The organism is Bordetella muralis, from assembly GCF_965139205.1.
GTDB lineage: Bacteria > Pseudomonadota > Gammaproteobacteria > Burkholderiales > Burkholderiaceae_B > Bordetella_A > Bordetella_A muralis.
The window spans coordinates 17,012-29,688 of the sequence record NZ_CBCSIU010000015.1; the positions used below are offsets into that span (position 1 = coordinate 17,012).

The 12,677-nt window shown below is 58.8% G+C and carries 15 protein-coding genes; 8 read left to right on the forward strand and 7 right to left on the reverse strand.

The window, feature by feature from the left end:
- Positions 1 to 165: 165 nt before the first annotated feature.
- The 5 genes from ACNA0I_RS19135 to ACNA0I_RS19155 all read right to left on the reverse strand — a co-directional run bounded on the left by ACNA0I_RS19135 (position 166) and on the right by ACNA0I_RS19155 (position 4,671).
- Positions 166 to 1,161, reverse strand: coding sequence for a Bug family tripartite tricarboxylate transporter substrate binding protein (locus ACNA0I_RS19135; RefSeq protein ID WP_415807623.1), 996 nt, complete (start codon positions 1,159 to 1,161; stop codon positions 166 to 168).
- A 131-nt stretch (positions 1,162 to 1,292) separates the two neighbouring features.
- Positions 1,293 to 2,522 carry a pyridoxal phosphate-dependent aminotransferase gene (locus ACNA0I_RS19140; RefSeq protein ID WP_415807624.1) on the reverse strand — a complete coding sequence of 410 codons (1,230 nt, stop codon included), beginning with the start codon at positions 2,520 to 2,522 and terminating at the stop codon, positions 1,293 to 1,295.
- Between the two features lie 25 nt (positions 2,523 to 2,547).
- Positions 2,548 to 2,901 carry a RidA family protein gene (locus ACNA0I_RS19145; protein ID WP_415807625.1) on the reverse strand — a complete coding sequence of 118 codons (354 nt, stop codon included), beginning with the start codon at positions 2,899 to 2,901 and terminating at the stop codon, positions 2,548 to 2,550.
- The gene (locus tag ACNA0I_RS19150) at positions 2,898 to 3,821 is read right to left on the reverse strand and encodes an NAD(P)-dependent oxidoreductase (RefSeq protein WP_415807626.1); all 924 of its coding nucleotides are present in this window, start codon (positions 3,819 to 3,821) and stop codon (positions 2,898 to 2,900) included. The genes ACNA0I_RS19145 and ACNA0I_RS19150 overlap by 4 nt, the downstream gene beginning before the upstream one ends.
- 79 nt (positions 3,822 to 3,900) lie before the next feature.
- Positions 3,901 to 4,671: a GntR family transcriptional regulator gene (locus ACNA0I_RS19155; RefSeq protein ID WP_415807627.1), complete on the reverse strand. Its 771-nt coding sequence runs from the start codon at positions 4,669 to 4,671 to the stop codon at positions 3,901 to 3,903.
- 209 nt (positions 4,672 to 4,880) lie between these two features.
- Between ACNA0I_RS19155 and ACNA0I_RS19160 the strand changes: the two genes are divergently transcribed.
- From ACNA0I_RS19160 to ACNA0I_RS19185, 6 genes are all read left to right on the forward strand, one after another.
- Positions 4,881 to 6,149 (forward strand): NAD(P)/FAD-dependent oxidoreductase, encoded by a 1,269-nt coding sequence (locus ACNA0I_RS19160; RefSeq protein WP_415807628.1) that lies wholly within the window; start codon positions 4,881 to 4,883, stop codon positions 6,147 to 6,149.
- A gap of 29 nt (positions 6,150 to 6,178) precedes the next feature.
- A complete protein-coding gene (locus tag ACNA0I_RS19165) occupies positions 6,179 to 6,919 on the forward strand; it encodes an aspartate/glutamate racemase family protein (protein WP_415807629.1) in 741 nt (246 codons plus the stop codon).
- A 254-nt stretch (positions 6,920 to 7,173) separates the two neighbouring features.
- The gene (locus tag ACNA0I_RS19170; RefSeq protein ID WP_415807630.1) at positions 7,174 to 7,491 is read left to right on the forward strand and encodes a DUF4148 domain-containing protein; all 318 of its coding nucleotides are present in this window, start codon (positions 7,174 to 7,176) and stop codon (positions 7,489 to 7,491) included.
- Between the two features lie 61 nt (positions 7,492 to 7,552).
- A complete protein-coding gene (locus tag ACNA0I_RS19175) occupies positions 7,553 to 7,870 on the forward strand; it encodes a DUF4148 domain-containing protein (protein WP_415807631.1) in 318 nt (105 codons plus the stop codon).
- 59 nt (positions 7,871 to 7,929) lie between these two features.
- The gene (locus ACNA0I_RS19180) at positions 7,930 to 8,265 is read left to right on the forward strand and encodes a DUF4148 domain-containing protein (protein ID WP_415807632.1); all 336 of its coding nucleotides are present in this window, start codon (positions 7,930 to 7,932) and stop codon (positions 8,263 to 8,265) included.
- A 128-nt stretch (positions 8,266 to 8,393) separates the two neighbouring features.
- Positions 8,394 to 8,951 carry a TetR/AcrR family transcriptional regulator gene (locus ACNA0I_RS19185; RefSeq protein WP_415807633.1) on the forward strand — a complete coding sequence of 186 codons (558 nt, stop codon included), beginning with the start codon at positions 8,394 to 8,396 and terminating at the stop codon, positions 8,949 to 8,951.
- Between the two features lie 150 nt (positions 8,952 to 9,101).
- Here ACNA0I_RS19185 and ACNA0I_RS19190 read toward each other — a convergent pair whose 3' ends face one another.
- Positions 9,102 to 9,671: a TetR/AcrR family transcriptional regulator gene (locus ACNA0I_RS19190; RefSeq protein ID WP_415807634.1), complete on the reverse strand. Its 570-nt coding sequence runs from the start codon at positions 9,669 to 9,671 to the stop codon at positions 9,102 to 9,104.
- Positions 9,672 to 9,786: 115 nt separating this feature from the next.
- Here ACNA0I_RS19190 and ACNA0I_RS19195 point away from each other — a divergent pair, with 115 nt between their 5' ends.
- Positions 9,787 to 10,437: an HD domain-containing protein gene (locus tag ACNA0I_RS19195; RefSeq protein WP_415807635.1), complete on the forward strand. Its 651-nt coding sequence runs from the start codon at positions 9,787 to 9,789 to the stop codon at positions 10,435 to 10,437.
- Positions 10,438 to 10,538: 101 nt separating this feature from the next.
- Here the strand turns inward: ACNA0I_RS19195 and ACNA0I_RS19200 are convergent, their stop codons facing one another.
- On the reverse strand, positions 10,539 to 11,246 hold the full coding sequence (locus tag ACNA0I_RS19200) for a nitroreductase (protein WP_415807726.1): 708 nt from the start codon (positions 11,244 to 11,246) through the stop codon (positions 10,539 to 10,541).
- A 276-nt stretch (positions 11,247 to 11,522) separates the two neighbouring features.
- Here ACNA0I_RS19200 and ACNA0I_RS19205 point away from each other — a divergent pair, with 276 nt between their 5' ends.
- A complete protein-coding gene (locus ACNA0I_RS19205; RefSeq protein ID WP_415807636.1) occupies positions 11,523 to 12,641 on the forward strand; it encodes an iron-containing alcohol dehydrogenase in 1,119 nt (372 codons plus the stop codon).
- Positions 12,642 to 12,677 lie beyond the last annotated feature (36 nt).

Below are 12,677 nucleotides of genomic sequence, written 5' to 3' on the forward strand. Positions count from 1 at the left end.
TCGACGTCCAATAGCACTCGATCCCCCGTCCTGCTCACGAGGCAACGTCCAATAGCACCTAACCCCCCCGTGCTCACAGCCCCCTACAGAACCCGCAAGAAAATCAGCCCATCCGAACATGACGGACAGGCTGATAGCAAACCCTGCAACAACGAACGCGAGCGTTTAATCCACCTTCGCGCCCGACATCTTGACGATTTCCGCCCAACGCGCAATATCCGCCTTGTGCACACGCTCGAACGCAGCGGGGCTGGGATCCGCCGGCGGCGTGATGCCTTGCGTATCGATCAGCCAACGCTTGAACTCAGGCTTGGAAATTTCCTTGATCACCGCATCGCTCATGCGCTTCTGGATATCGGCGGGCAGCTTGGCCGGCCCAAACAGGCCATACCACGTGCTGCTCTCATAGCCCGGCAGCCCGCAGCCCTCGGCCACGGAGGGCACGCCAGGCAGCGCCTCGATCGGTTTGGATACCGTCACACCCAGCGCGCGCACCTGCCCCGAATTCACGGCGGCGATCGATGCCGCGCTCTGATTGAAAAAGAAATCGACCTCGCCCGACAAGAGCGCCGTCATGGCAGGCCCCTGTCCACGATAAGGTACGTGCACAATGTTGACTTTGGCCATCTGCGTGAACAACGCGCCGGCCAAGTGACCCGAGGCCCCATTCCCGGTCGACGAATAGTTCATCTTGCCGGGGTTCTTGCGCGCCAATTCGATCAGATCCTTGCAGGTCTTGATATCGGGGTGCTTTTTCGGGTTGATCAATAACACGTTAGGCACATCGCCCAGCAACGCAATGTGCGTGAAATCGTTCCAGACGTCAAAGTTCAGGCTCTTCTTGTATAGCTCCGCATTGATCGCATGAGTGCCCGCCGTGCCGAACAAAAAGGTATAACCATCAGGCGCTGCTCGCGCCACCATATCCGACGCCACGTTGCCGCCTGCGCCCGTACGGTTCTCCGCCACGATGGGCACACCCAGCGTTTCCGTCAGACCTTGCCCTAATTTGCGGGTATACAGATCCGTCCCCGCCCCCGTCGGGAAACCCCCGACAATGGTAATGGCGTGTGTAGGCCATTTGCTGTCCTGCGCGACGGCCGGCATGGCAGCGGCCAATGTCATAGCCGTCAACGCGGCAATACTGAAACGACGCAACATGATTATTCCCCTTGAAAAAGCATAGCTGCCGAGTCCGGATATCCGAAAATCGTTAGCCTGCGATATTGAATGCGCGTAATGAATCACTATGCGGCAACGACTGCCCGTCGTGACGGACAGCCGTTGCTGCGTTAGCTCAACTGCTCCACTGCCTTTGCAATACGCTCCAACGCCGTCTGCAACTGGGCCTGCGACGTGGCATAGCTGATCCGGAAATACGGCGCCAGGCCAAAAATCGTGCCTGGCACAACAGCCACATCATGATCCTGCAGCAAGTACTCGCAGAAATCCGCATCCGTTTCCAGGCGCTTGCCCTTGGGCGTGGTGCGGCCCAGCACCCCTGCGCAACTGGCGTAGGTATAAAACGCGCCTTCGGGCAGGCGGCAGCTCAAGCCCGGAATCGCATTCAAACCATTCACCACCAAATCCCGCCGCACCTGGAACGAGGCACGGCGTTCTGCCAACACATCCTGCGGTCCGTCCAGCGCCTCGATTGCCGCCGCCTGACTGATCGAGCACGGGTTCGACGTGCTCTGGCTTTGCACCACGGCCATGGCACCGATCAATTCCTTCGGTCCGCCCGCATAGCCCAAGCGCCAACCTGTCATCGCATAGGCTTTCGACAAACCATTCACCGTCAACGTGCGCGACTTCAGATGCGGTTCGACCTGCGCCATGGTCTTGAACGTGAAATCACCATAAATCAGGTGCTCGTAAATGTCATCGGCGAGCACCCAGACATGCGGATGCCGCAACAATACCTCGGCCAGCGCCCGCAGATCCGCTTCGCCATAAGCAGCACCCGTCGGATTGGACGGCGAATTCAACATGACCCAGCGCGTACGCGGCGTGATGGCGCGCTCGAGATCAGCCGGATCCATGCGGAAACCGTTTTCCTCGCGGCATGCGACCTCGACCGTTTTGCCGCCAGCGATGGTGATCATGTCGGCATAAGACGTCCAGTACGGCACGCCCACGATAACCTCATCGCCATCATCCAGCGTAGCCATCAACGCGTTGTGAATCACTTGCTTGGCGCCAGCGCCCACATTGATTTCGTCCAGGCCGTACTTCACGCCATTTTCGCGTTCAAACTTACGCGCGATCGCGGCTTTCAGCGCCAGAGTGCCGTCGAGCAAGGTGTACTTCGTCTCGCCGGCATGTATCGCGCGGATTGCCGCTTCTTTCACATTATCTGGCGTATCAAAGTCGGGCTCCCCTGCACCCAACACGATGACATCGCGTCCTTCGCGCTTTAGCTGGGCAGCGCGCGCGCCGATGCGCAAAATCTCCGACACCGCAATACGGGAGATACGACTGGCGCGGCGAAACGCCGGCGCCTGAGAGTTATCGGTAGACATATCAATCCTGAAAAAACATTCCCGCCTACAACGCGGCGGTCACCATGATTTCGACGAGAATTTCCGGCAGAGCCAGCTCGACAGCGCCGCAGCAACGTGCCGGCGCCTGGCCCGGCACGATCCATGCGTCATAGACCTCGTTCATCGCCTGAAAATCAGACATGTGCTGCAACCAGATCGTGACGTTCAAGAGCTTGGACTTGTCCGTGCCCGAGGCCGCCAACATCTCGTCGATCTTGGCCAGCACCTGACGCGTCTGCCCTGCCGCATCGGCGCTGCGATCGTCTGCCGTATGGCCGGCGAGATACACCGTGCCGTTGTGAATCACCGCTCGCGAACGGCGCGTGTTCTGGTCCAAACGGGTGATAGGCGCGCTCATTGCTGCACTCCCTTGCCCGAAATACGGCGGCAGTGATTCAGCGCGGATTGAATCAGGTTATCGCTCGCCTCGGGGGTACGGAATGCCGAGTGCGCCGACAGGGTCACGTTATCCAGCTTAGTCAGCGGATGGTCCTTCGGCATGGGCTCGGTGACAAACACGTCCAGACCGGCGTGGCCCAGCTTGCCCGACTTCAGCGCGTCGATCATGGCGTCCTCGTCCACCAACGCACCGCGCGCCGTATTGACCAGGATCGCGCCATCACGCATCGCGTTAATGCGCTCACGCGAGATAATGCCGCGCGTCTCGTCCGTCAACAGCAAATGCATCGAGACCACGTGGCTCTTCGCCAGCACCTCGTCCAGTTCCACGAAGCGCACGCCCGGGTGCGATTTCGCACTGCGATTCCAGGCGATGACTTCCATGCCTGCGCCCTGAGCCAGACGCGCGACCTCTGCAGCGATGCCTCCGAAACCAACCAAACCCAGCGTCTTGCCCGTCAATTGCACGGCATCGCTACGCAGCCAATTACCCGCGCGCATTTCACGGTCCATGCGTGCAAAGCCCTTTGCCGACGCCCACATCAAGGCAAACGCACACTCGGCTACGGCCGTATCTCCATACCCTTTGATAATGTGCACCTCGATGCCGATCTCTGCCAATTCCTCAGGATTCATATACGAGCGCGCACCGGTTCCCAGGAACACGACATGCTTCAACCCCTTGCATTGACGAGCAATATCAGTCGGCAGATGCGTATGGTCAATGATGGCGATTTCCGCATCACCCAACACGCCCGGCAGTTGATCCGACGTAATATCCGGTTGACGGTTGATGACCAGCTCCAGATCATCGGCACGATGCAGGCGCTCTGCCACCGCGGACAAAGTAGGATTGGCGTCAACGAAAATAGCTTTCATGAATCTTCCTGGTAAAAGTGAGATGTAAATCAAAACCTGCAATGATGCCGGCTCGCGGCTGGCGTCGAGGAAACGCCCCTCAATCCCTCGTTTCCTTGCCACCATCAGAGGACGCGGCCCAGTCCTCCTGGTGTTCTATAAAACGCGACTCGGCATAATCGGCCAGCGCATTACCCGTATAGATCTCCGCATAACCCGCGCGGGTCAGCTCAATGATGTGATCCAGATGCTTTTCGATATGCTGGCTCATCAACGCCTGCACTGCCGATTGATCACGCGTCTGCAGCGCGCGCACAATATCCGGATGGTCATTGCGGGTCTGCCCGCGCCGGGCTTTCAAATCGATCCAGCGCGGGAAACGCAGGCGCTCGTTGATAGACCGCACCGAACGCAAAAACTCGGGATTGCCGGCCAAACCCGCGAGATGCTCATGAAAAGCCTCATCGCGAGACAATAAGCGCAATGCCTGAGCGTCCGTATCGACTTCGTCCCGGCTGCCTTCGACCATCTTTGCCAAATCGGCCAGTTCTTGATCCGAGGCCCGCATACAGACCAGACGCACAACTCCCAGCTCCACCGTCGCGCGATACTCGTACAGCGCCATCAACTGCTTGGCATCGAGTCCCCTCACGGTGTAACCGCGATTCGGCGTCGCCACCAAAAACCCTTCGGCGGCGATACGGCTGAGTGCCTCGCGTACAGGCGTGCGGCTCACGCCCAGTTGGCGCGACAACTCGAGCTCATTCACTTTTTCGCCCGGGCGCAGGCGGAAAGTAGTCGCCATGGCCTTGATGCGATCGTAGACATGGCTGTGCGAGGCAGCGCGAGAGGCGGAAGATTCAGAAGTCATGCGTCAAATATCAAAAAACTCACGCCGCCATGGCCGCCGGCAAAGACGAACCATGATGCAAGCGTCGTAAAAAGGATTTCAGGCGTTCATTACGCGGATGGCCAAAACTGTACACATATATTGAATATTGTTTTGTATACAGTCAAGTGTTATGCTTTTTGCTCCTCGGGCGAGACGTTATGCCACCCCCTTTATCTCCCGGTCTCGCAATGAGCACAGATCAACACATCGTCATCATTGGCGCCGGCGCGGTCGGTGCTGCAACCGCCGTTCAAGCGCTGAACGCGGGATTGCGCGTCACCTTGGTCGAATCCGGCACGCCCGGCGGCCCACAGGCATCCAGTTATGGCAATGCAGGCTGGCTTTCGTCGCACTCCATTCTTCCCCCAGCCGCGCCCGGGGTCTGGAAACAGGTTCCCACGTGGCTGAAAGACCCGTTGGGTCCACTGGCGATACGTTGGAACTATCTGCCGCGCGCCATTCCTTGGCTGACTCGTTATCTGACCTCGGCCTGGACATGGCCGCGCGTAGAGCGCACCGCTCATGCCTTGCGCTCGCTACTGGCGGGCGCGCCCGCCCTGCATCAAGCATTAGCCGAGCAGGCCGGTGTGTCTCATCTCATCGAGCAACGCGGCCTGTTGCATGCTTATCTCTCGGAACAACATTTCCGCGCCGATCGCCGGGCATGGGACATCCGCCGCAACGAAGGAATCCAGTGGCAAGAATTGGATACCGAGGCCCTGCGCGCGCTGGAGCCCGATCTGCACCCGCGCTACACCTTTGGCGTACTGGTTCCTGAAACTGGCCACTGCCGCAACCCGGGCGCCTACGTAGCGGCCCTGGTACAACTCGCTCAACATCTCGGCGCCGACCTGCGTCACGCGCGCGCCACCGGATTTGACATACAAGCAGGCAAATTGCGGGCCGTGCGCACCGAGAGCGGTGACATTCCCTGCGACAAGGCCGTCATCGCGACCGGCATACGCTCACGCGAACTTGCACGCCTGGCAGGGGATCGCGTGCCGCTTGCGGCCGAACGCGGCTACCACGCCGTCATCAAACAACCAGAGGGTGCGCCGCGCGTATCCACCATGTTTGCCGACTGCAAAGTGGTGATCAACAACATGGAAAATGGCCTGCGAGTCGCAGGCCAAGTCGAAATCGCCGATATCGACGCACCGCCCGACTGGCGGCGTGCCCACATCCTGCGCGACTTGCTGACGTCGATTTATCCCGCATTGCCGGCCAAGCCTGCCGACGAGCGCATCGACTACTGGCAAGGATGCCGCCCCAGCATGCCCGATGGCCTGCCCTGCATAGGCGCGGCGTCAGCGAGTCCTGATATCGTGCATGCGTACGGACACGGCCACGTCGGGCTGGTCGGATCCGCGCGCACAGGAGAACTCGTCGTGCAATTGCTTCAGGGCCTGGCCACAACGATTCCTCTAGAGCCCTTCAGTCCGCGTCGTTTCGCGTGACTACTTCCCCGTCCCTCAAGGCACCCGTCATGTCCACGCTTTCCTCACCCGGCCGCATTGCCCGCGGCGGCAAATCGCTATACGGCGCCCCGCTGGGCATCCTGATGCTGGATGCGCGTTTTCCTCGGATCCTCGGCGACATGGGCAATGGCCAGACGTGGCCATTCCCCGTTCTATACCGGGTCGTACGCGGCGCCAGTCCGGAAAAAGTCGTTTTACAAGGTGCGCGTGGCACATTGGACGCCTTCATCAAGGCCGGTCGGGAACTGGTCGATCTGGGCGCAGAGGCCATCACCACGAACTGCGGCTTCCTGGCCCTCTTCCAACAAGAATTCTCACAGGCGCTGGGCGTCCCCGTCGCCACGTCCTCAATGATGCAAGTGCCATGGGTGCAAGCCACCCTGCCTCCAGGCAAGCGCGTAGGACTAGTCACTGTCAGCGGATCCACCTTGTCCCCGGCGCATCTGGCCGCGGTCAACGTCCCGGCTGACATCCCGGTCGCCGGCACCGAGAACGGCAAAGAGTTCTTCCGTGTCCTCATCAAAGCCGAGAAACAGGACATGGACATCGATCTCGCGCAACAAGACATCCTGGAGGCTGGGCGGGACCTGGTGCGCCGCCACCCTGAGGTCGGTGCGATCGTGTTGGAATGCACCAACATGCCGCCGTACGCCGCCGCGCTGCAAGCCGACCTCGGGTTGCCGGTCTACGATATCTACTCAATGATTACGTGGTTCCATGCAGGGTTGCGCCCCCGAGCGTTTGGTTAGGACCATATCGAACCGGTTCGCGCACATCTCGCTTGTGGCGCGGCAGCCATACCCCTCAACAAAAAAACAAAGAGATACAAATCTCTGCTTGCCTCACCTATCTACTAGTAGATAACATACGTCTCATGGTTGGGCAGTAAACAAATCACCCAACCACCGCGCGATAGAGCAGTCACTAAGCGCGTTTTTATTTCCCTCGTAATCTACCTATAGGTAGATAGTTTTAAAGACCTTTTACTTTAAAGAGAACCATCATGAAAACCATTGCTTCCGTACTGCTGATTTCCGCTTCCCTGGCTGGCACCGCTGCCTATGCTGCCGAACCCTCCGGCGATCTGGACTATCCGCCCACCATCACCCAGACCAGCCAATTGAGCCGCGCTCAAGTCGTCGCTGAACTGCAACAAGCCCGTGCCGCTGGCCAAATCACCTTTGGCGATATCGACGAACCCGTTACGCAAGTGGCCGCCAGCACCGTCACCCGCGCCCAAGTCCACGCCGAAGCCGTTCAAGCCAATACCCACGGCCCTGTCGCATTCGGCGGCGAAGGCTACCCCAACACCGGCGCTTGATCGATTTTTTATTTGACCACAAACCTACCTATAAGTAGATAGCTTTTTAAAGAGAACCATCATGAAAACCATTGCTTCCGTACTGCTGATTTCTGCTTCCCTGGCTGGCACCGCTGCCTACGCTGCCGAACCCTCTGGTGAACTGGACTACCCGCCCACCATCACCCAGACCAGCCAACTGACCCGCGCGCAAGTCGTCGCTGAACTGCAACAAGCCCGTGCCGCTGGCCAAATCACCTTTGGCGATATCGACGAACCCGTTACGCAAGCAGCCGCCAGCACCCTCACCCGCGCCCAAGTCCACGCCGAAGCCGTTCAAGCCAACGCCCAGGGCTCTGCCGCATTCGGCGGTGAAGGCTACCCCAACACCGGTGCCTGATGCGGTCGATCCGACCAAGCCTCTAGCGATAAACGACTAATTTTTTAAAGAGAATCATCATGAAAACCCTCGTATCCGCAGTGATGTTGTCGATGACCATGATGGGCGCTGCCTATGCTGGCGAACCCTCGGGAGAGTTGGACTATCCGCCCGTTCAAAGCAGCATCGGAACGGTCAGCCGCGCCCAGATCCAGGCTGAATTGCAAGCCGCGACAGCAGCTGGTCAAGTGACGTTCGGCGAATTGGAACAACCTGCCGCCTACAACGCCGGCCCGGTTCCTACCCGCGCCGAAGTCCAGGCCGAAGCACAAGCCGCCCGCGATAACGGCAGCGATGCGTTTGGCGAACTCGACTATCAAGCCAGCAATGGCGTGAATTCTTCGTCCCGCAGCTAAGGACAGCACATGTTGTGTACCGCGGCGCCGCCCTGCCTGCATACGGCGGCCCGCCTTTATTCCGTTACTTGAGGAGCCTATCCGCCCCTTTTCTATCAACCCTACACCTACCCGGTAGCGTCCCGACTATGAAATCCGAAAACACCCGCGAACAAATCGTGCAACATGCCCAGCGTCTGATTCAGGAACGCGGCTACAACGGTTTCAGCTACCGCGACTTGGCCGACCTGATCGGCATCAAGACATCCAGCATCCACTATTATTTTCCGCAGAAAGAAGACCTGCTGCTGGCCGTCGTAGAGCAATACCAATCGCGCTGGAATGCAGCCATACAAGAGATCGATCCGACGTTGAGGGCCGACGCGAAATTGCGAGCTTATGTCGATGCGCACCGTCGCGCCTTCTGCGGTACCGAGCGTATATGCCTGGGTGCAGCGCTGGCAGCGGAACTCGGCGCCCTGCCCGGCTGTGCACGGCAAGCATTGCAGAATTTCTACGCTGCAAACGAAACCTGGCTCACCAAACTATTGGAACAAGGCGCCCACGAAGGCAGCCTGCGCGTACCAGGAGACCTGCGCGCATCGGCCCGCGCGCTATATGCCGCCCTGCAAGGCAGTCTGGTCAGCGCCCGCCTTTTTAAAAACGCAGAGCGCGTGGAAGACCTCTTGCCCGCAGTGATGGCTTAACGCAAAGCATCAAAACAAGGCCTGTGCACACGCGCAGGCCTTGTTGCATGATGCGGGCAAATGCCCCGTAACGACGGTGGAATCTCCAGCGCGCACGGGCACGGCCTTTTACCGCACGATGCGGGGCCGTGGTCACCTCAACAGAATCAACTAGGCAGCCACGCCGTGTTTGCAACACACGGCGGTGATCACATCATCCAGGCGTTGCTGGTCCTGAAACAGACGCGAGCCCATCAGCGCCCCCTGGAACGCGGCAAACAGCCAACGACCATCAGCCGCCGTATCGCCGCAAGATTTCAGCGAGCCGGCCTCTACTCCGGCAGCGACGACGTCGGCCAGCCAGGTTTCGTGCATGCGGAAAAATGCCTGCACCGATTGCCGTGCCCGGTCCGACAGCGAGGCAAAATCCGCAGCCAGCATGCCGCATAGACAGATCTGGTCGGAGGGTCCGCCCCGGAACAACGCGGCATAACGTGCCAGCCGCTCGTTGGCGGGCAGGGACTTGTCGATGCCGTGCAACATTGCATAGACCTGCCCCGCGTACTTGTCGATAACGGCGATCAACAGGTCGTCTTTGGCGGGGAAATAATAGTGAATACTGGCGGTTTTCACCCCCACGTGATCGGCCAGGTCCCGGTAGCTAAAGCCGTTATAGCCCCGCCGCCTGATCAGGCACTGGGCATGTTCCAGAAGTTGGTCGCGGGTGGTAGCAGTATTCATAGTAGGGATATTGTTACCTACTAGTAGATCGGGGGTCAAGGCTAGCGAGTATCCTAGACATTATTGTCGTTTTCTCCGCCACAAAGTGGCCGATTATTTACATTCACCCCTGCTGATGTCCGACACTCTAGCCGCCTGGATTCCCCGTTTAACCGCCATTGCCGCCTCAGACAACCAAGACGACGGCGCGCATGATCTGAATCATCTGCAACGTGTCTGGCGTGTCGCCCGGACATTGCTGGACAGCTACCCCGAGGCTGACGCGCTGGTCGTCCTGACCGCCTGCTATCTGCACGATCTGGTCAACCTGCCCAAGAATCACCCGGAACGCGCCCAGGCCTCGCGTCTGGCCGCACTCGAAGCCCGGCACCGTCTGGCCCAGACAGACTTTCCGGCCGACAAGCTCGATGCAGTTACCCACGCCATCGAGGCGCACAGTTTCTCGGCCGGCATTACGCCCATGACTCTGGAGGCAAAGATCGTGCAAGACGCGGATCGTCTCGATGCCTTGGGCGCCGTCGGCCTCGCCCGGCTGTTTTATACCGCCGGCCGCATGGGTTCGGCGTTTGCGCACCCCGACGACCCTTTAGCGCGCAATCGCCCTCTGGACGATCGTACCTATGCCTTGGATCACATTGAAGCCAAGCTCGCAACGCTGCCCCCGACGATGCATACTGCGGCCGCGCGCGCGATGGCAGAGGCTCGGCTGGCATGGCTACGAGAGTTTCGCGATACGTTCGTGCACGAGTGGAGCCATCAGAGGTGATCATTGGACCGGATAGAAACCAACTCATTCCGGCCCCACTTCAATGCGAACGCGTTCGCCGGGGCACCCCATAATATGTCGACGCACATTCAGGTCCGGAGTTATCTATCGACAAACGACACAAACTCATGCAGCTCCAGCTTTTCTAGACTCATATTGTTTTCGGGCACGGTGTTATCAGCATAGCCAAGTGACATGCCCGCCACCACCATCTCTCCATCCGGGATTCCCAAAACGTTCCGCAGCACAGCCGATTGCAGCGACCAGATCTGTTGCGGGCAGGTGTCCAATCCCTGCGCATGAGCAGCCAGCATAATGTTCTGCAAAAAACAGCCATAACAAATAAAGCTCGCCCATTCCAAGCGGCGATCCATCGTAAAGATCAATCCCACTGGCGCCCCGAAAAACTGGAACTGGCGTTCTACGTCTCGCCTTCGTCCCGCCAGATCACTGCGATGTACGCCCTGCGCATCACCGAGCATGCCGCGAAAGGCATTGAAGCGTGACGAGAACGGCACGGGCAGCTCCTTTGGAAAGAAAGGATACTGGGGTGCGAGGGTTTCCGGCCCGGCGCGATATGCCTCGACTGCCGCCGCTGTGACCTTTTCACGCGCCTGACCGGTCAAGACGTAGCAGCGCCATGGCTGTGTGTTGCTCGAACTGGGTGCGTGCTTTGCGACCGAAAGGATCTGCCGTACCACAGCCAGCGGTACCGGCCGATCCAGAAATTTTCTTTTGCTACGCCGTCCGCGAATCAACTCTGCGACAAGACCCGGTTTATCAAACTGCTCGACCGTTGTCGTTTCCATCATTATCTCCATGTCCGTCTTCTCCTTGGCCTGCTCGTCGATTGTGGCCGTGTTGAAAATGATAGACAGATAGCAGTCATCCAACAGCTGGGAAGACTTGCCTTTTGCGTTCATATGTTTGAACGACCGCATGCTCAGGCAACCGGAATCGAGCGTCCATATTCGTGAACGATAAATCCAAGAATCGCCCCTGCACGGCCGCTTCCGAATGACCTATCTTCTGGTCGACATGTCGCTCATCGAACAGCGCCAACCACATTTTCGGAGACGGACTGGATGGAACAATTGAAATGCTTACCTCAGGAGCATATCTTCTGGGGACGGGATATTGCGGGGCAAATCGCCGCATCGCTCAACAGCTACGGCATCACGCGTCCCATTACGTTCACGGTCGAGTTTCTCGAGACATTGCACAGCGTGCATCTGCAGCCTCATATCGTGGATAGTGCGGGGGTCTTCAGCTCGCTCCCGCCACATGTACCGGACTTCGCTGTGCAGCAAGCACTACAAGCCTGCCTGCACGGTCGTGCGGAATCTATCGTCGCACTCGGTGGCGGGTCCGTGCTCGACGCGGCAAAAGCCGTGTCCGACCTGCATTACCGCCAGACAGGACGCTACCTCCCAATCGCCGCCTTTCCGACAACACTGTCAGGCTCCGAGTTCTCTCACTACTTTGGCGTGACGGAAACCGACGGCCCCCGCAAATTCAAACGCAGCTATGCTGTTCGCGAAACTGCACCGAAGCTCGTCGCCATCGATCCGCAGTTGATCATTGATACACCTCGCGCCCTGTTGCTCAGCTCGGCCATCAAAGGAATCGATCACGCAGTAGAAGGTATGCGCCTCGTTGACCGGGACCATCCTCACGCAATACTTGCCGCCCGCGGCGTCGAACGATTCTTCAAAGTGCTGAAGAAATGGCCCAGGCAGCTCGAAACACGCGTGGCCCTCGCGGAAGGCCTGATTGATATCGACGACTTACTCCAACTTCAGCTCGCCGCCTGGCAATGCTATTTCTATCCCGCCTCAGTCATTTATGGCCTCAGCCACCGCATAGGCCATATCCTCGGCGGTACGTATGGATTGCCGCACAGCATGACGTCGTGCATCACTTTAGCCCCCTCCATCCAAGCATGCGCCGGCATCTACGGTGACAAGCTGAATATATTCTCTGCACACCAGCAAGATACCCCACCGGCCACGGTGCTGTCCGAACGGATCTCGAATCTCGTTGAAACGCTGGAGTTGCCCCATCGCCTGCGTTCTTTTGGCATATCTCGCGACCTGCTGCCAGAGATAGGGAAACTGTTGACGCAGCACTACCCTTCCGAAGTCGGCGATCTCGGCGACAACGAACCTGGGAAACTCGCGACACTACTGGAGAACCTGTGGTGATGCACGGCATCGAATCATCTTCGTCCGTCGGGAAAG

Coding starts and splice junctions, on each gene's coding strand:
- ACNA0I_RS19135 (WP_415807623.1), bottom strand. CDS start 1,161: ATGTTGCGTCGTTTCAGTATTGCCGCGTTGACGGCTATGACATTGGCC.
- ACNA0I_RS19140 (WP_415807624.1), bottom strand. CDS start 2,522: ATGTCTACCGATAACTCTCAGGCGCCGGCGTTTCGCCGCGCCAGTCGT.
- ACNA0I_RS19145 (WP_415807625.1), bottom strand. CDS start 2,901: ATGAGCGCGCCTATCACCCGTTTGGACCAGAACACGCGCCGTTCGCGA.
- ACNA0I_RS19150 (WP_415807626.1), bottom strand. CDS start 3,821: ATGAAAGCTATTTTCGTTGACGCCAATCCTACTTTGTCCGCGGTGGCA.
- ACNA0I_RS19155 (WP_415807627.1), bottom strand. CDS start 4,671: ATGACTTCTGAATCTTCCGCCTCTCGCGCTGCCTCGCACAGCCATGTC.
- ACNA0I_RS19160 (WP_415807628.1), top strand. CDS start 4,881: ATGAGCACAGATCAACACATCGTCATCATTGGCGCCGGCGCGGTCGGT.
- ACNA0I_RS19165 (WP_415807629.1), top strand. CDS start 6,179: ATGTCCACGCTTTCCTCACCCGGCCGCATTGCCCGCGGCGGCAAATCG.
- ACNA0I_RS19170 (WP_415807630.1), top strand. CDS start 7,174: ATGAAAACCATTGCTTCCGTACTGCTGATTTCCGCTTCCCTGGCTGGC.
- ACNA0I_RS19175 (WP_415807631.1), top strand. CDS start 7,553: ATGAAAACCATTGCTTCCGTACTGCTGATTTCTGCTTCCCTGGCTGGC.
- ACNA0I_RS19180 (WP_415807632.1), top strand. CDS start 7,930: ATGAAAACCCTCGTATCCGCAGTGATGTTGTCGATGACCATGATGGGC.
- ACNA0I_RS19185 (WP_415807633.1), top strand. CDS start 8,394: ATGAAATCCGAAAACACCCGCGAACAAATCGTGCAACATGCCCAGCGT.
- ACNA0I_RS19190 (WP_415807634.1), bottom strand. CDS start 9,671: ATGAATACTGCTACCACCCGCGACCAACTTCTGGAACATGCCCAGTGC.
- ACNA0I_RS19195 (WP_415807635.1), top strand. CDS start 9,787: ATGTCCGACACTCTAGCCGCCTGGATTCCCCGTTTAACCGCCATTGCC.
- ACNA0I_RS19200 (WP_415807726.1), bottom strand. CDS start 11,246: ATGGAAACGACAACGGTCGAGCAGTTTGATAAACCGGGTCTTGTCGCA.
- ACNA0I_RS19205 (WP_415807636.1), top strand. CDS start 11,523: ATGGAACAATTGAAATGCTTACCTCAGGAGCATATCTTCTGGGGACGG.